Consider the following 16,590-nt stretch of genomic DNA (forward strand, 5'->3'; position numbering starts at 1 on the left):
AATCCGTACGAGTACGGGGGTCGGGGAGGTGCGGGCCGCTCATATCCGGCCCGCCTTGCGCTCGGTGACCAGCAGCCACAGCAGATAGAGGCCGCCGACCACCCCGGTCACCACGCCCACCGGCAGCTTGCTCTCGCCGAACAGCCGCTGGGAGGCCCAGTCGGCGGCGACGAGCAGGGTCGCGCCCATGCAGCCGGAGGCCAGGATGTTGGGCCCGGTGGCCCGGGTGAGACGGCGGGCGAGCTGCGGCGCGGTCAGCGCGACGAAGGAGATGGGACCTGCCGCCGCGGTCCCGGCGGCGTTGAGGAGCACGGCGGCGAGCATCAGCACGGTCCGGGTCCGCTGGACGGGCACGCCGAGCGCGTACGCCGCGTCGTCGCCCATCTCCAGCATCCGCAGCGGCCGCCCGTACGCGAGGATCACCGGCAGCAGCACCGCGAACAGCGCGAGCAGCGGCCACACCTGCGCCCAGTCCCGCCCGTCGAGCGAGCCGGTCAGCCACACCATGGCCCGGGTCGCGTCGACCAGCTGGGCCTTGGTGAGCAGGTACTGGATGCAGGCGGTGAGCATCGCGGCGGTGCCGATGCCGACGAGCACGAGGCGGTAGCCGTGCACGCCCTTCTTCCAGGCGAGCAGATAGACCGCGACCCCGGTCGCGAGCCCGCCGAGCAGGGCGCCGACCGCGACCTGGTTGGCACTGCCCCCGAACCAGACGATGACGACGAGGGCGCCGACGGACGACCCCTGACCGAAGCCGATGATGTCCGGACTGCCCAGCGGATTGCGGGAGATGGACTGGAAGACCGCGCCCGAGATGCCGAGCGCGGCGCCCACCAGGAGACCCACGAGCACCCGGGGCAGCCGCAGCTCGTTGATGATGAAGTCCTGCTGGGCGGTGCCGGAGCCGAAGAGCGTACGGACGACGTCGAGCGGCGCGATGTCGAAGTCGCCGCTGCCGACGAGGACCACGCCCGCCGTGAGCGCCGCGGCCAGCAGCGCCACGACGACGACCAGCGAGCGGGTGTCGGCCCGGAACGAGTAACCCCCGGGCGTGCGTACGGCCTTCACAGCTGAGCCATCCTCTTGCGGCGGACGAGAAAGATGAACACGGGCCCGCCGATGAGCGCCGTGACGATGCCCACCTGGAGCTCGGAGGGCCGGGTGATCACCCTTCCGACCACGTCGGAGCCGAGCAGCAGCACGGGCGAGAGGACGGCCGAGTACGGCAGGATCCAGCGCATGTCGGGCCCGGTGATGGCCCGGACGATGTGCGGGACCATCAGTCCGATGAAGACGATCGGCCCGCAGGCGGCGGTCGCGGCCCCGCACAGCAGCGTCACGGTGACCATCGACAGGACGCGGGTACGGGTGAGATGGGCGCCCAGGGCGCGAGCGGTGTCGTCGCCGAGGGCCATCGCGTTGAGCGGCCGGGCGATGAGCGCGGCGAGCACCAGGCCGGCCACCACGAACGGCGCGATCTCGGTGACGGTGTCCGCGTTGGCGGAGGCCAGCGAGCCGACCGACCAGAACCGCAGCCGGTCCAGGGCGGCCGAGTCCATCAGCTGCACGGCGTTGATGTAGCCGTAGAGCGCGGCCGTGGCGGCCGTCCCCGCGAGCGCGAGCCGGACCGGTGTGGCGGCCCGGCTGCCGCCCAGGACGTAGACGAGCGCCGAGACGACCGCGGCGCCGACGAAGGCGAACCACACATAGCCGGTCAGGCTGGTGACGCCGAAGAAGCTGATCGCCGAGACCACGGCGGCCGAGGCGCCCGCACTGACGCCGAGGATTCCTGGCTCGGCCAGCGGGTTGCGGGTGAGCGCCTGCATCACCGCGCCGGAGACGCCGAGCGCGGCCCCGACGAGCAGCCCGAGCAGGGTGCGGGGCACCCGGGTGTCGTGGACGATGACGTCGTCGGCGGTGCCGGAGTAGTGGAACAGCCCGTGCCAGACGTCCGCGAGCGGAATCTGTTTGGCGCCGACCGCGATGCTCGCGAGGGCCACGAGGGCCAGGACCCCCGTGGCCGTGAGCAGTCCGGCGGCGCGCAGGGCATGCCGCCGGGCGGTCGGGGTCGGGGGCGCGGGAGCTGTCTCCGCGCTCGGCTTGGAAGGGCTGTCTACCAACACGCAAGTTAGGTTAGCCTACCCTGCAAAGCGCCCGACAGGGCCCTTGATCCACAACCGGCCGCCACCGGGCCCGCAAGCGGCCGGTGACCTCCAGCGGCCGGCGGGAGGTCCCTGCCCAGGACCCCGGGGCCACGGGGTCACAACCCCAGCCGCCCCAGCACCTTCCCCGCATCCAGCTCGCACACACCCTCGCCCGCGTACGTCCACGCCGCCGCGCACAGCGCCCGCAGACCGTCCAGCGGCTCACCGTCGCCGTCCAGGGCGAACGCCTCGTCACGTACGGCCGCAGTCCACCCGCCGCACCCGAACTCACCGTCGTTTTCAGCCACTTCCGGCTGGCCGGTCAGCATCCCCCGCAGATCCGCGTCCACGAACGTCGGCCGGTGCTCGGGCCGGGCGGCGAGCAGCTGGGCGCCGTCGGTCACCCCGGTGAGGACGAGCAGCGAGTCCACCCCGCCGTTGAACGCCCCCTCGATGTCCGTGTCCAGCCGGTCCCCCACCACGAGCGGCTTGCGCGCACCCGTCCGCAGGACCGTCTCCCGGTGCATCGGGGGCAACGGCTTCCCGGCCACCTGCGGCTCGGCGCCGGTCGCGATCCGCACCACCTCCACCGCCGCCCCGTTGCCCGGCGCGATGCCGCGCCCGCTGGGGATCGTCAGATCGGTGTTGGACGCGAACCACGGCACCCCGGCCGCGATCGCGTAGCACGCCTCGGCGAACCTGCCCCACGCCAGATCGGGCCCGCCGTACCCCTGCACCACCGCCGCCGGGGCGTCCTCGGCCGACTCCACCGGCACGAGCCCGCGCTCGCGCAGCGCCACCCGCAGCCCCTCGCCGCCGATCACCAGCACCCGCGAACCCTCCGGCACCTGCTCGGAGATCAGCCGCGCCACCGCCTGCGCCGAGGTGATCACATCGCCCGGCTCGGCCGGCACACCGAGCTCCGTGAGGTGCTCCGCCACCACGTCCGGCGTCCGCAGCGCGTTGTTGGTCACGTACGCGAGGTGCATCCCGCCCTCGCGCGCCGTGCCCAGCGAGCCGACGGCGTGCTCGATCGCCTCGCCGCCCGCGTACACCACCCCGTCAAGATCCAGCAGAGCCGTGTCGTACGCCTCGCTCAGCGACTGCGCGCTGCCACTCGGCCGGGTCCTGCTCGGCTGGCTCATCCTCATCCACTCCTCGCTCGATGCTCTCCCCCGATCATCGCGCATGCCCGCACCCCACTTACGATGCACTAATGACCACAACACGGCGTGCGGACGACGACGGGCTGCGCCTGATCCCCTTCCGAGGCCTGCGCTATGTACCCGAGCGCGTCGGCAGCCTCGCGGCCGTGACCTCCCCGCCGTACGACGTGGTGGTGCGGCCCGACGGGCTCCTCCACCTGGAGTCGGCGGACCCGTACAACATCGTCCGGCTGATCCTCCCGCAGGCCGCCACGGCCACGGCACGGCACCGGCAGGCCGCGCTCACCCTCGACGACTGGCTCTCGGAGGGCGTCCTCGCCCCCGACCCGGAGCCCGCGCTGTATGTATACGAACAGCACGACGGCGGGCTGCTCCAGCGCGGCCTCATCGGGGCGCTGGCCCTCTCGGAGCCGTCCGAGGGGGTGGTGCTGCCGCACGAGGACGTGATGCCGCACGTCGTCGAGGACCGCGCCGACCTGATGCGGACGACGGCCGCGCACTTCGAGCCGCTGCTGCTGACGTACCGCGGCGACGCGGACGCCAACGGCGGCACGCCGGCGGGCGCGGGAGCAGGAGCGGTCATCGAGCGGACCGTACAGCGCGAGCCGCTGCTCGCGACGACCACCGAGGACGGCTACAGCCACCGTCTGTGGGCGGTCACGGACCCCGCCGACCTCGCCGAGATCCAGACGGAGCTCGCACACCACCAAGCGGTGATCGCCGACGGCCACCACCGCTGGGCGACCTATCTGCGGCTGCGCTCGGAACAGTCGGCGCCCGGCCCCTGGGACTTCGGCCTGGTCCTGCTCGTCGACACGGCCCGCTATCCCCTGCGGGTACGGGCCATCCACCGGCTGCTCCACCGGCTTCCGGTCAGCGACGCCCTGGCCGCGGTGGCCGAAACCGGTGCCTTCCGCGTCCGTACGCTCGCGGTGCCGCTGCCCGACGCGCTCGACGTCCTCGCAGAGGCGAGCACGGCGGGCAACGCGTTCCTGCTGGCGGGCGACGGACGCTTCCACCTCCTGGACCGCCCCGACGCGGACCTGCTCGCCCGCACCGTCCGCACGGACCGCCCGCAGGCCTGGCGCGACCTCGACGCGACCGTGCTCCACTCCACACTCCTGGACCACGTCTGGCGCATCCCGGACGCACCCGAGGACATCATGTACATCCACGACACGGCGGCCGCCGTCGAGCAGGCGGAACGGCGTGGCGGCACGGCGGTGCTCATGCACCCCGTACGCGAGGAGGTCGTCCGCGACCTGGCCCGCCAGGGCGTCACGATGCCCCGCAAGTCGACGTCCTTCGGCCCGAAGCCGGCAACGGGCCTGGTGCTGCGGAGCCTGACGGTGAACTGAGCGGCACGCGGATACGACAGAGGGCGGCACCCCGGCCGGGGTGCCGCCCTCTTCTCAACTGCCTACAGGAGCTCAGGCCTTGTCGGCCGGACCCTTGTCCGCGTCGACATCAACGTCGGCCTGGACCTCAACCTCGGCCTCAACCTCGACCTCGTCGAAGTCGTCGGCGTCCACGTCGTCCATGTCATCCACGTCGGCGCGGTCGTCGTCCTCGTCCGGCAGGCTGTCCGACTCGTCGGCGGCGTCGGCGAGGTCGGCGTCCGGCTCGTCGAGGAGTTCGGCCGCGGCCTGCTCTTCGTCGAGGGCGTCCACGAAGTCCACGCCGTCCATCTCGGCCAGCCGGTCGGAAGCGTCGGTGGCGCCGTCCTTGTCGGACTCCACCGCCTTGGCGAACCACTCGCGCGCCTCGTCCTCACGCCCGGCGGCGAGCAGCGCGTCGGCGTACGCGTACCGCAGACGCGCGGTCCACGGCTGCACCGAGTTCGACGCCAGCTCCGGGCTCTGCAGGGTCACGATGGCGGCGTCCAGCTGCCCAAGGTCCCGCCGCGCACCGGCCGCGACCAGGCGCATCTCGACCTGGCTCGCCTTGTCGAGCTTCTGCACCTCGGGCGCACCGGCCATCTCCAGCGCACGCTCGGGCCGGCCCATGCCGCGCTCGCAGTCGGCCATGACGGGCCACAGCTCGACGTGCCCGGTCATCCGCCGCGCGGCCCGGAACTCGGCCAGCGCCTCGGAGTACTTCTGCGTCGCGTACGCCGCGAACCCGGCCGCCTCGCGGACCGCCGCCACACGGGAGGCGAGCCGCAGCGCGATGCGCGAGTACGCGTACGCCTGCTCGGGGTCCTCGTCGATCAGCCGGGCCACCATGACCAGGTTCTGGGCGACGTCCTCGGCGAGGGTCTTCGGCAGGCTCAGCAGCTCCTGGTGAACGTCCTCGTCGATCTCGTTGCCCGTGACGTCCTCGTCGATCGGCAGCCGCTTGATCGGCTCACGGTCGCGCTCCCGCTCACGGCGGTCGTCGCCGCCACGGAACCCGCCACGGTCATCGTCGCGGCGCGGGCCACGGTCGTCCCGGCGGAAGCCGGAGCGGTCGTCGCGACGGTCATCGCGACGGGGGCCACGGTCGTCGTCCCGGCGGGGACCGGACGGACGGTCGTCGCGCCGGTCGTCGCGGCGGAAGCCACCACCGGAGGGGCGGCCGCCACGGTCGTCATCACGGCGGAAGGAGGGACGGTCGTCGTCACGACGGGGGCCGGACGGACGGTCGTCGCGGCGGCCGTAGCCACCGCCGCCACCGCCGCCGGAGGGACGGCCGTAGCCGCCACCGGACGGGCGGCCACCACGGTCATCGTCGCGGCGCGGGCCGCGGTCGTCGCGCCGGTCGTCGCCGCCACGGAAGCTCGGACGGTCGTCACGACGGAAACCGCCACCGCTGCTGCCACGGTTGTCGTCCCGGCGGCCGTAGCCACCACCCGTGGGACGGCCACCACGGTCGTCATCACGACGGGGGCCACGGTCGTCGCGCCGGTCGTCGCGGCGGAAACCGCCACCGGAGGGACGGCCGCCACGGTCGTCATCACGGCGGAAGGAGGGACGGTCATCGTCACGACGGGGACCGGACGGACGGTCGTCACGGCGGAAGCCACCACCGGACGGGCGACCACCACGGTCGTCATCACGACGGAAGGAGGGACGGTCATCGTCACGGCGCGGGCCGGACGGACGGTCGTCACGACGGCCATAGCCACCGCCACCACCGCCACCCGAGGGACGGCCATAGCCACCACCGGAGGGACGACCACCACGGTCATCGTCACGGCGGAAGGACGGACGGTCGTCATCGCGGCGCGGGCCACGGTCATCACGCCGGTCGTCGCGGCGGAAGCCACCACCGGAGGGGCGGCCGCCACGGTCGTCATCACGGCGGAAGGAGGGACGGTCGTCGTCACGGCGCGGGCCGGACGGACGGTCGTCACGGCGACCGTAGCCACCGCCACCACCGCCACCACCGCCGGAGGGACGGCCATAGCCACCACCAGAGGGGCGACCACCACGGTCGTCATCACGACGGGGGCCGGAGGGACGGTCGTCACGGCGACCGTAGCCACCGCCACCCGAGGGACGGCCGTAGCCACCACCGGACGGGCGGCCACCACGGTCATCGTCACGGCGCGGGCCGCGGTCGTCACGCCGGTCGTCGCCGCCACGGAAGCTCGGACGGTCGTCACGACGGAAACCGCCACCGCTGCTGCCGCCACGGCTGTCGTCACGGCGGAAGCCCCCGCCGGAGCCGCCACGGTCGTCACGGCGCGGACCACGGTCGTCGCGACCGCCCCGGTAGCCGCCCCTGTCACCGCCGTCACGGCTGCGCCCCTCGCGCTGCGGACGGTCCTCGGGAGAGTTGGTGGACATCGGTGCGACTCCTGTCTTCGGGTACTGCAGTCATTCTCGCGCAGTCGGCTGCCCGACGCGCTTCGGAAAATTGAAGCGAAAATAAAAAAGGACCCTTGGTCCCAGCGTGAACGCTGGGACCAAGGGTCCTTGAAAGATTGTTCGGCGGTGTCCTACTCTCCCACAGGGTCCCCCCTGCAGTACCATCGGCGCTGAAAGGCTTAGCTTCCGGGTTCGGAATGTAACCGGGCGTTTCCCTAACGCTATGACCACCGAAACCCTATCGGTTTCGAGCGAACAAGCACACTCTTCAATTAAGGTGGTTCTGCTCAAAGCCAGCAACTGTTCGTTGCTTCAGAACTAACACAGTGGACGCGAGCAACTGAGGACAAGCCCTCGGCCTATTAGTACCAGTCAGCTCCACCCCTTACGAGGCTTCCACATCTGGCCTATCAACCCAGTCGTCTACTGGGAGCCTTACCCTCTCAAGGAGGTGGGAATACTCATCTCGAAGCAGGCTTCCCGCTTAGATGCTTTCAGCGGTTATCCTTTCCGAACGTAGCCAACCAGCCATGCCCTTGGCAGGACAACTGGCACACCAGAGGTTCGTCCGTCCCGGTCCTCTCGTACTAGGGACAGCCCTTCTCAATATTCCTGCGCGCGCAGCGGATAGGGACCGAACTGTCTCACGACGTTCTAAACCCAGCTCGCGTACCGCTTTAATGGGCGAACAGCCCAACCCTTGGGACCGACTCCAGCCCCAGGATGCGACGAGCCGACATCGAGGTGCCAAACCATCCCGTCGATATGGACTCTTGGGGAAGATCAGCCTGTTATCCCCGGGGTACCTTTTATCCGTTGAGCGACGGCGCTTCCACAAGCCACCGCCGGATCACTAGTCCCGACTTTCGTCCCTGCTCGACCCGTCGGTCTCACAGTCAAGCTCCCTTGTGCACTTACACTCAACACCTGATTGCCAACCAGGCTGAGGGAACCTTTGGGCGCCTCCGTTACTCTTTAGGAGGCAACCGCCCCAGTTAAACTACCCATCAGACACTGTCCCTGATCCGGATCACGGACCCAGGTTAGACATCCAGCACGACCAGAGTGGTATTTCAACGACGACTCCACAACCACTGGCGTGGCCGCTTCACAGTCTCCCACCTATCCTACACAAGCCGAACCGAACACCAATATCAAACTGTAGTAAAGGTCCCGGGGTCTTTCCGTCCTGCTGCGCGAAACGAGCATCTTTACTCGTAGTGCAATTTCACCGGGCCTATGGTTGAGACAGTCGAGAAGTCGTTACGCCATTCGTGCAGGTCGGAACTTACCCGACAAGGAATTTCGCTACCTTAGGATGGTTATAGTTACCACCGCCGTTTACTGGCGCTTAAGTTCTCAGCTTCGCCACCCCGAAGAGTGACTAACCGGTCCCCTTAACGTTCCAGCACCGGGCAGGCGTCAGTCCGTATACATCGCCTTACGGCTTCGCACGGACCTGTGTTTTTAGTAAACAGTCGCTTCTCGCTGGTCTCTGCGGCCACCCCCAGCTCAGAGTGCAAGACTCATCACCGGTGATGGCCCCCCTTCTCCCGAAGTTACGGGGGCATTTTGCCGAGTTCCTTAACCATAGTTCACCCGAACGCCTCGGTATTCTCTACCTGACCACCTGAGTCGGTTTAGGGTACGGGCCGCCATGAAACTCGCTAGAGGCTTTTCTCGACAGCATAGGATCATCCACTTCACCACAATCGGCTCGGCATCAGGTCTCAGGCTTCGTGCTGTCCGGATTTGCCTAGACAGCGCCCTACACCCTTACCCCGGGACTACCACCGCCCGGGCTGGACTACCTTCCTGCGTCACCCCATCGCTTACCTACTACCACCTTGGATCGACGGCTCCACCACTTTCCTTTCCCCGAAGGGTCCGGAACGGCTTCACGGCCTTAGCATTAATGGATTCGATATTGGGCGTTTCAAAGCGGGTACCGGAATATCAACCGGTTGTCCATCGACTACGCCTGTCGGCCTCGCCTTAGGTCCCGACTTACCCTGGGCAGATCAGCTTGACCCAGGAACCCTTAGTCAATCGGCGCACACGTTTCTCACGTGTGTATCGCTACTCATGCCTGCATTCTCACTCGTGAACCGTCCACCACTAGCTTCCGCTGCGGCTTCACCCGGCACACGACGCTCCCCTACCCATCCATACGCCCGTTGGGGCTATGTGTATGAATGACACGACTTCGGCGGTACGCTTGAGCCCCGCTACATTGTCGGCGCGGAATCACTTGACCAGTGAGCTATTACGCACTCTTTCAAGGGTGGCTGCTTCTAAGCCAACCTCCTGGTTGTCTCTGCGACTCCACATCCTTTCCCACTTAGCGTACGCTTAGGGGCCTTAGTCGATGCTCTGGGCTGTTTCCCTCTCGACCATGGAGCTTATCCCCCACAGTCTCACTGCCGCGCTCTCACTTACCGGCATTCGGAGTTTGGCTAAGGTCAGTAACCCGGTAGGGCCCATCGCCTATCCAGTGCTCTACCTCCGGCAAGAAACACACGACGCTGCACCTAAATGCATTTCGGGGAGAACCAGCTATCACGGAGTTTGATTGGCCTTTCACCCCTAACCACAGGTCATCCCCCAGGTTTTCAACCCTGGTGGGTTCGGTCCTCCACGAAGTCTTACCTCCGCTTCAACCTGCCCATGGCTAGATCACTCCGCTTCGGGTCTAGAGCGTGCAACTCAAACGCCCTGTTCGGACTCGCTTTCGCTACGGCTTCCCCACACGGGTTAACCTCGCTACACACCGCTAACTCGCAGGCTCATTCTTCAAAAGGCACGCAGTCACGACGCACCGAGTAAACTCGATGCGCGACGCTCCCACGGCTTGTAGGCACACGGTTTCAGGTACTATTTCACTCCGCTCCCGCGGTACTTTTCACCATTCCCTCACGGTACTATCCGCTATCGGTCACCAGGGAATATTTAGGCTTAACGGGTGGTCCCGCCAGATTCACACGGGATTTCTCGGGCCCCGTGCTACTTGGGTGTCTCTTAAACGAGCCGTTGATGTTTCAGCTACGGGGGTCTTACCCTCTACGCCGGACCTTTCGCATGTCCTTCGCCTACATCAACGGTTTCTGACTCGTCTCACAGCCGGCAGACTGTGAAAAAGAGATCCCACAACCCCGTATGCGCAACCCCTGCCGGGTATCACACGCATACGGTTTGGCCTCATCCGGTTTCGCTCGCCACTACTCCCGGAATCACGGTTGTTTTCTCTTCCTGAGGGTACTGAGATGTTTCACTTCCCCTCGTTCCCTCCACATGCCCTATGTGTTCAGGCATGGGTGACAGCCCATGACGACTGCCGGGTTTCCCCATTCGGAAACCCCCGGATCAAAGCCTGGTTGACGGCTCCCCGGGGACTATCGTGGCCTCCCACGTCCTTCATCGGTTCCTGGTGCCAAGGCATCCACCGTGCGCCCTTAAAAACTTGGCCACAGATGCTCGCGTCCACTGTGCAGTTCTCAAACAACGACCAGCCACCCATCACCCCACCATCTACATGGTGAGTGCACTGGGGCCGGCATACCGAAGACAAGGCGTAAAGCCCGTGCCTTCAGACACCCAACAGCGTGCCCGGCCCTTCCAGACGATCCCCACGTTCCACGCCGAAGCAGTACTAGTGACAACCTTCCAGAAGTGCCGAATAGTCAACGTTCCACCCATGAGCTGACCGTGCAGAACATTTGCCTGCAATCGGTACTGTGCTCCTTAGAAAGGAGGTGATCCAGCCGCACCTTCCGGTACGGCTACCTTGTTACGACTTCGTCCCAATCGCCAGTCCCACCTTCGACAGCTCCCTCCCACAAGGGGTTGGGCCACCGGCTTCGGGTGTTACCGACTTTCGTGACGTGACGGGCGGTGTGTACAAGGCCCGGGAACGTATTCACCGCAGCAATGCTGATCTGCGATTACTAGCAACTCCGACTTCATGGGGTCGAGTTGCAGACCCCAATCCGAACTGAGACCGGCTTTTTGAGATTCGCTCCGCCTCACGGCATCGCAGCTCATTGTACCGGCCATTGTAGCACGTGTGCAGCCCAAGACATAAGGGGCATGATGACTTGACGTCGTCCCCACCTTCCTCCGAGTTGACCCCGGCAGTCTCCTGTGAGTCCCCATCACCCCGAAGGGCATGCTGGCAACACAGAACAAGGGTTGCGCTCGTTGCGGGACTTAACCCAACATCTCACGACACGAGCTGACGACAGCCATGCACCACCTGTATACCGACCACAAGGGGGCGACCATCTCTGGCCGTTTCCGGTATATGTCAAGCCTTGGTAAGGTTCTTCGCGTTGCGTCGAATTAAGCCACATGCTCCGCTGCTTGTGCGGGCCCCCGTCAATTCCTTTGAGTTTTAGCCTTGCGGCCGTACTCCCCAGGCGGGGAACTTAATGCGTTAGCTGCGGCACCGACGACGTGGAATGTCGCCAACACCTAGTTCCCAACGTTTACGGCGTGGACTACCAGGGTATCTAATCCTGTTCGCTCCCCACGCTTTCGCTCCTCAGCGTCAGTAATGGCCCAGAGATCCGCCTTCGCCACCGGTGTTCCTCCTGATATCTGCGCATTTCACCGCTACACCAGGAATTCCGATCTCCCCTACCACACTCTAGCTAGCCCGTATCGAATGCAGACCCGGGGTTAAGCCCCGGGCTTTCACATCCGACGTGACAAGCCGCCTACGAGCTCTTTACGCCCAATAATTCCGGACAACGCTTGCGCCCTACGTATTACCGCGGCTGCTGGCACGTAGTTAGCCGGCGCTTCTTCTGCAGGTACCGTCACTTTCGCTTCTTCCCTGCTGAAAGAGGTTTACAACCCGAAGGCCGTCATCCCTCACGCGGCGTCGCTGCATCAGGCTTTCGCCCATTGTGCAATATTCCCCACTGCTGCCTCCCGTAGGAGTCTGGGCCGTGTCTCAGTCCCAGTGTGGCCGGTCGCCCTCTCAGGCCGGCTACCCGTCGTCGCCTTGGTAGGCCATCACCCCACCAACAAGCTGATAGGCCGCGGGCTCATCCTTCACCGCCGGAGCTTTCAACCCCCGCCCATGCAGGCAGGAGTGTTATCCGGTATTAGACCCCGTTTCCAGGGCTTGTCCCAGAGTGAAGGGCAGATTGCCCACGTGTTACTCACCCGTTCGCCACTAATCCACCCCGAAAGGCTTCATCGTTCGACTTGCATGTGTTAAGCACGCCGCCAGCGTTCGTCCTGAGCCAGGATCAAACTCTCCATGAATGTTTACCGGTAATCCGGTCCACACACACGAAAGAGCGGGACAGCCATGTCGGAATAAGACCGACCGTCCTCAGCGTCCTCGCTGTGTAATTGCCTGCCCGCCACAAGGGCGCACAGGACTTTTCAAAGGAACCTCCAACCCACCACAAGGGATGGGCCGGGGTTGTCAATCTGGCGTTGACTTTTGGCACGCTGTTGAGTTCTCAAGGTACGGACGCTTCCTTTGTTCCCGTTTCCGGGCCCTCCGGGCGCTTCCTTCGTTTCCGACTCTATCAGACTCTTTCGTGTCCGATTCCCAGTCAGCGGGATTCGCTTTCCAGGTTTTCGCTTTCGCGTTTCCCTTTCGGCGTGGTCACTACTTTAGCTGATTTCCCAGGCGGCTCATAATCGAGCCACTGAATCCAAATTCCGGCATGCCGAAACAAGGACCCGTTGGGGTCAGTCGTAGGTAGTGGGTGGCCGCTTCGGGTTGCTGAACAGCAGGGCCCGTCTCAAGCGGCTCGGGCTACGTTAGGCGTCGGGCCGGGCCGAGTCAAGTTGCGCGGCGGCGTGGCTGATGTGCCCGGTACGGGCTGACTGTCGGGTCGTCAGAGATCCAGAACCGCCAGGGATGTGGGGCTCCGTCGCCGCCCACGCCGGTGCGCGGTCCGCTGCGTACCAGGTCGGCCGGTGGCGGGGTCCCCGTAAGTACGGAGAGCGGGGCATCCGTGCCGGTGCAGACGTCAGTGCCGTCGAGGGCTCGGTCGACGTCCAGGGCCGTGGCCAGCCGGGCCGGTCCTTTGGCCAGTTCCTTGTCGTTTCGGGCCGAGATTCGACGTTTACGCGCGAGCTCCGCGCCTACCTGGATCTCGCCCGCCCGCAGCAGGACCCCGCTCGCCGCACCCTCCTGCCCGCACACCACGTTCAGGCAGTGCCACATCCCGTACGTGAAGTAGACGTACGCGTGGCCGGCCGGGCCGAACATCACGCCGTTGCGCGCCGTGCGGCCGCGGAAGGCGTGCGACCCGGGGTCGTTCGCGCCGTCGTACGCCTCCACCTCCGTGAGCCGCAGCTCGACCGGGCCGTCGGCGGTGCGGCGCACGAGGGTGCGGCCGAGGAGGTCGGGTGCGACCTCCAGGACGGGGCGGTCGAAGAAACCGCGTGGGAGTGGCGTACGTTCGGGGCCCGCGATCATGGCGTCCGAGCGTACCGGGTGGGGAGACGGAACCGGAGGCCGCGGTTTTGCGTTTAGTGGGGGCAGGATCTATGGAGGGAACAGCATGGGGTTCAAGCGTCTGCTTGCGAGTCTGGGTGCCGGTGGCGCTTCGGTGGAGACCGAACTGACCGAGGCGAATGTGGTGCCGGGCGGTGTCGTCCAGGGCGAGGTGCGGATCCAGGGCGGATCCGTGGACCAGATGATCGAGGGGCTCTCGGTCGGTCTCCAGGCGCGGGTCGAGGTCGAGGGCGGTGACCACGAGACCAAGCAGGACATCGAGTTCACCAAGCTGCGCCTCGGCGGCGCGTTCGAGGTGAAGGCGGGCGCGGTGCACGTGGTGCCGTTCGGCCTGGAGATTCCGTGGGAGACGCCGGTCACGACGGTCGACGGTCAGCCGCTGCGCGGGATGCACATCGGTGTGACGACGGAGCTGGAGATCGCGCGCGCCCTGGACTCGGGCGACCTTGACCCGATCAACGTGCACCCGCTGCCGGCGCAGCAGGCGATCCTCAACGCCTTCATCCAGCTGGGCTTCCGCTTCAAGAGCGCGGACATGGAGCGCGGGCACATCCGCGGCACCCGCCAGCGGCTGCCGTTCTACCAGGAGATCGAGTTCTTCGCGCCGTCGGAGTACCGGGGTCTCAACCAGGTGGAGCTGACCTTCGTAGCGGACGACCGCGCGATGGACGTGGTCCTGGAGATGGACAAGAAGCCGGGTCTGTTCAGCGAGGGCAGCGACTCGTACCGCTCGTTCCAGGTGGGTCTGCACGACTACCAGGCGACGGACTGGTCGGCCTATCTGCACCAGTGGCTGGCGGAGGTCGGCGGCCGGCGCAACTGGTTCTAGGCTCGCCCTCGTCACTGGATCCCGGTGTCACCGGGATCCAGTGCCTATGGTCAGCGATGCCGATGGTTACCGATCAGGAGGTGCCCGCGTGAGCGAGCTCAAGAGGCCGCCGCTCCCCCATGACTTCCACCCCGAGGTGCCCTCGTTCACCGTGGTGAGCGAGGACGTCCAGGAGGGTGCGCCGCTGCAGGACGCCCAGGTGTACGCGGCCGGGAACATGTCTCCCCACCTTCGGTGGGAGGGGTTCCCGGCCGAGACCGAGAGCTTCGCGGTGACGTGCTTCGACCCGGACGCCCCGACGGGCAGCGGGTTCTGGCACTGGGTGGTGTTCGACATCCCGGCGTCGGTGACCGAGCTGCCGGTCGGCGCGGGCAGCGGGAAGTTCGAGGGTCTGCCGGCCGGGGCGGTCCAGGTCCGCAACGACTACGGGTCGAAGGAATTCGGCGGGGCGGCTCCGCCGGCCGGGGAATCGCACCGCTATGTCTTCACCGTGTACGCGGTGGATTCCGCGAAGCTGGGACCGGACGCGGACGTGTCGCCCGCCGTCGTCGGATTCAATCTCCGGTTCCACACTCTGGCACGCGCGCAGCTGATCGGTACGTACACGGGTCCCTCGAACAGCTGACTCCGGGTAGCTGATCGTTCCTTCATTGTTTGCCCTGCTCTGGTCTTGGAGAGATCAGAGCAGGGCATTTTTAATGCGTTGTCCGTCGTGGCGAGCCCGGCCAAAGTTGATCCAAGCCCGCCAGGGAGTGGGCCGGCACTACGCGGAGGTGGGCAGGATGCGGGACACGCTGGTACTGAACGCGAGCTTCGAGCCGCTGTCGACGGTCACTCTCAACCGTGCGGTGGTGCTGGTCCTCCAGGACAAGGCCGTCGTCGAGCAGGAGCATCCCGAGCTCAGGATGCGTGCGGCCGCCGTGGAGATACCGGTGCCGCGGGTGATCAGGCTCTGCCGTTACGTACGGGTGCCCTTCCGAAGACAGGCTCCGTGGTCGAGAAGGGGGGTGCTGGTCCGGGACCAGCACCGGTGCGCGTACTGCGGAAGGCGCGCGACCACCGTGGACCACGTGGTGCCGCGGGCCCAGGGCGGGCGGGACAGCTGGCTCAATACGGTGGCGTCCTGCGCCGAGGACAACCACCGCAAGGCCGACCGGACGCCGGACGAGGCGGGGATGCCGCTGTTGCGGGAACCGTTCGAGCCGTCGCCCGCGGACGCGATGCTGCTCGGCATGGCGGCCGGTGATCGGTCCGCGCTGCCGGAGTGGTTGGCTCGCGGGGCTGCGTAAGCACACGCTGCAAGCGTCGGGATTCGGGTGCGGACCGTGGGTGGCTGGGCGCGCCCACGCGGCGGAGCCGCAAATAGACACAGCCCCGCGCCCCTAACCGCGCAGGACCAACTGCACGATCGCCACCACGCCCACCGCGATGATCACCCCCCGCAGCACCGTCGGCTTCAGGCGGCGGCCTACCTTGGCGCCGATCTGGCCTCCTATGGTCGAGCCGACCGCGATGAGCAGGACGGCGGTCCAGTCGAAGTCGGCGACGAAGAGGAAGAAGACGGCGGCGATGCCGTTGACCAGGGCCGCGAGGATGTTCTTGACGGCGTTGACGCGCTGCAGGCTCTCGGGGAGCAGCAGGCCCATCAGGGAGAGGTAGAGCACGCCCTGGGCCGCACCGAAGTAGCCCCCGTAGATGCTGGCGAAGAAGAGGCCGACGAGCAGGACGGGGCCGCCGTCGGGGCGGGCCTGGGTGCCGGTGGCCTCGCGGCGGCGCTTGACGGCGGCGGCGATGCGCGGCTGGAAGAGGACGAGCAGCAGCGCGAGGCCGACCAGTACGGGGACGATCGCGTCGAACGCGTCGGACGGCAGGGCGAGCAGCAGGATGGCGCCGACGAGCCCGCCGATCAGCGCGGTGGACGCGAGGCGCAGGATGCGGCGGGTCTGGCCGCGCAGTTCGCGGCGGTAGCCGATGGCTCCGCTGATGGAGCCGGAGACCAGGCCGAGGGTGTTGGACACGTTCGCCGTGATCGGCGGGAGACCGGTGGCCAGCAGCACGGGAAAGGTGATCAGGGTGCCTGAGCCGACGATCGTGTTGATGGTGCCGGCGCCGATGCCGGCCGCGAAGACCGCGAGTGCTTCCCAGATGGACAAGGCCATCTCCTTACACAATCAGT

At 66.7% G+C, this 16,590-nt stretch carries 11 protein-coding genes and 3 rRNA genes; 4 read left to right on the top strand and 10 right to left on the bottom strand.

Features of this window, described 5'->3' with window-relative positions; translation table 11 throughout:
• Positions 1–39 precede the first annotated feature (39 nt).
• From OG965_RS11555 to OG965_RS11565, 3 genes are all read right to left on the bottom strand, one after another.
• Positions 40–1,068 (bottom strand): FecCD family ABC transporter permease, encoded by a 1,029-nt coding sequence (locus tag OG965_RS11555; RefSeq protein ID WP_371651801.1) that lies wholly within the window; start codon positions 1,066–1,068, stop codon positions 40–42.
• Positions 1,065–2,120 (bottom strand): FecCD family ABC transporter permease, encoded by a 1,056-nt coding sequence (locus OG965_RS11560; protein ID WP_371656919.1) that lies wholly within the window; start codon positions 2,118–2,120, stop codon positions 1,065–1,067. The genes OG965_RS11555 and OG965_RS11560 overlap by 4 nt, the downstream gene beginning before the upstream one ends.
• Before the next feature lie 140 nt (positions 2,121–2,260).
• Positions 2,261–3,289 carry an HAD hydrolase-like protein gene (locus OG965_RS11565; protein WP_371651803.1) on the bottom strand — a complete coding sequence of 343 codons (1,029 nt, stop codon included), beginning with the start codon at positions 3,287–3,289 and terminating at the stop codon, positions 2,261–2,263.
• Positions 3,290–3,360: 71 nt separating this feature from the next.
• Between OG965_RS11565 and OG965_RS11570 the strand changes: the two genes are divergently transcribed.
• Positions 3,361–4,668, top strand: a complete 1,308-nt coding sequence (locus OG965_RS11570) for a DUF1015 family protein (RefSeq protein ID WP_371651805.1) — start codon at positions 3,361–3,363, stop codon at positions 4,666–4,668.
• A 72-nt stretch (positions 4,669–4,740) separates the two neighbouring features.
• Here OG965_RS11570 and OG965_RS11575 read toward each other — a convergent pair whose 3' ends face one another.
• From OG965_RS11575 to OG965_RS11600, 6 genes are all read right to left on the bottom strand, one after another.
• A complete protein-coding gene (locus OG965_RS11575; protein WP_371656920.1) occupies positions 4,741–5,643 on the bottom strand; it encodes a hypothetical protein in 903 nt (300 codons plus the stop codon).
• Positions 5,580–7,031 carry a hypothetical protein gene (locus OG965_RS11580; RefSeq protein WP_371657189.1) on the bottom strand — a complete coding sequence of 484 codons (1,452 nt, stop codon included), beginning with the start codon at positions 7,029–7,031 and terminating at the stop codon, positions 5,580–5,582. The genes OG965_RS11575 and OG965_RS11580 overlap by 64 nt, the downstream gene beginning before the upstream one ends.
• 188 nt (positions 7,032–7,219) lie before the next feature.
• Positions 7,220–7,336 (bottom strand): 5S ribosomal RNA (gene rrf / locus OG965_RS11585).
• Between the two features lie 107 nt (positions 7,337–7,443).
• Positions 7,444–10,567: ribosomal RNA gene (locus OG965_RS11590) — 23S ribosomal RNA — on the bottom strand.
• A 279-nt stretch (positions 10,568–10,846) separates the two neighbouring features.
• A 16S ribosomal RNA gene (locus OG965_RS11595) occupies positions 10,847–12,372 on the bottom strand.
• The 16S, 23S and 5S rRNA genes sit together here, the layout of an rRNA operon.
• A 532-nt stretch (positions 12,373–12,904) precedes the next feature.
• Positions 12,905–13,546 (bottom strand): DNA-3-methyladenine glycosylase, encoded by a 642-nt coding sequence (locus tag OG965_RS11600; protein ID WP_371651807.1) that lies wholly within the window; start codon positions 13,544–13,546, stop codon positions 12,905–12,907.
• 85 nt (positions 13,547–13,631) lie between these two features.
• On the opposite strand from OG965_RS11600, the gene OG965_RS11605 reads away from it, so the two are divergent.
• From OG965_RS11605 to OG965_RS11615, 3 genes are all read left to right on the top strand, one after another.
• The gene (locus OG965_RS11605) at positions 13,632–14,414 is read left to right on the top strand and encodes a sporulation protein (protein ID WP_371651809.1); all 783 of its coding nucleotides are present in this window, start codon (positions 13,632–13,634) and stop codon (positions 14,412–14,414) included.
• 88 nt (positions 14,415–14,502) lie between these two features.
• On the top strand, positions 14,503–15,039 hold the full coding sequence (locus OG965_RS11610; protein WP_371651811.1) for a YbhB/YbcL family Raf kinase inhibitor-like protein: 537 nt from the start codon (positions 14,503–14,505) through the stop codon (positions 15,037–15,039).
• A gap of 157 nt (positions 15,040–15,196) precedes the next feature.
• Positions 15,197–15,703, top strand: coding sequence for an HNH endonuclease (locus OG965_RS11615; protein ID WP_371651813.1), 507 nt, complete (start codon positions 15,197–15,199; stop codon positions 15,701–15,703).
• A 93-nt stretch (positions 15,704–15,796) separates the two neighbouring features.
• On the opposite strand, the gene OG965_RS11620 is transcribed toward OG965_RS11615, so the two are convergent.
• Complete coding sequence (locus tag OG965_RS11620) at positions 15,797–16,573, bottom strand: sulfite exporter TauE/SafE family protein (protein WP_371651815.1); 777 nt, start codon at positions 16,571–16,573, stop codon at positions 15,797–15,799.
• Positions 16,574–16,590 lie beyond the last annotated feature (17 nt).

Source organism: Streptomyces sp. NBC_00224, from assembly GCF_041435195.1.
GTDB lineage: Bacteria > Actinomycetota > Actinomycetes > Streptomycetales > Streptomycetaceae > Streptomyces.

Excerpts from the sequence above, each read along its gene's own strand:
- OG965_RS11565 (WP_371651803.1), bottom strand. The coding sequence starts at position 3,289 with ATGAGCCAGCCGAGCAGGACCCGGCCGAGTGGCAGCGCGCAGTCGCTG.
- OG965_RS11570 (WP_371651805.1), top strand. The coding sequence starts at position 3,361 with ATGACCACAACACGGCGTGCGGACGACGACGGGCTGCGCCTGATCCCC.
- OG965_RS11600 (WP_371651807.1), bottom strand. The coding sequence starts at position 13,546 with ATGATCGCGGGCCCCGAACGTACGCCACTCCCACGCGGTTTCTTCGAC.
- OG965_RS11605 (WP_371651809.1), top strand. The coding sequence starts at position 13,632 with ATGGGGTTCAAGCGTCTGCTTGCGAGTCTGGGTGCCGGTGGCGCTTCG.
- OG965_RS11615 (WP_371651813.1), top strand. The coding sequence starts at position 15,197 with ATGCGGGACACGCTGGTACTGAACGCGAGCTTCGAGCCGCTGTCGACG.
- OG965_RS11620 (WP_371651815.1), bottom strand. The coding sequence starts at position 16,573 with ATGGCCTTGTCCATCTGGGAAGCACTCGCGGTCTTCGCGGCCGGCATC.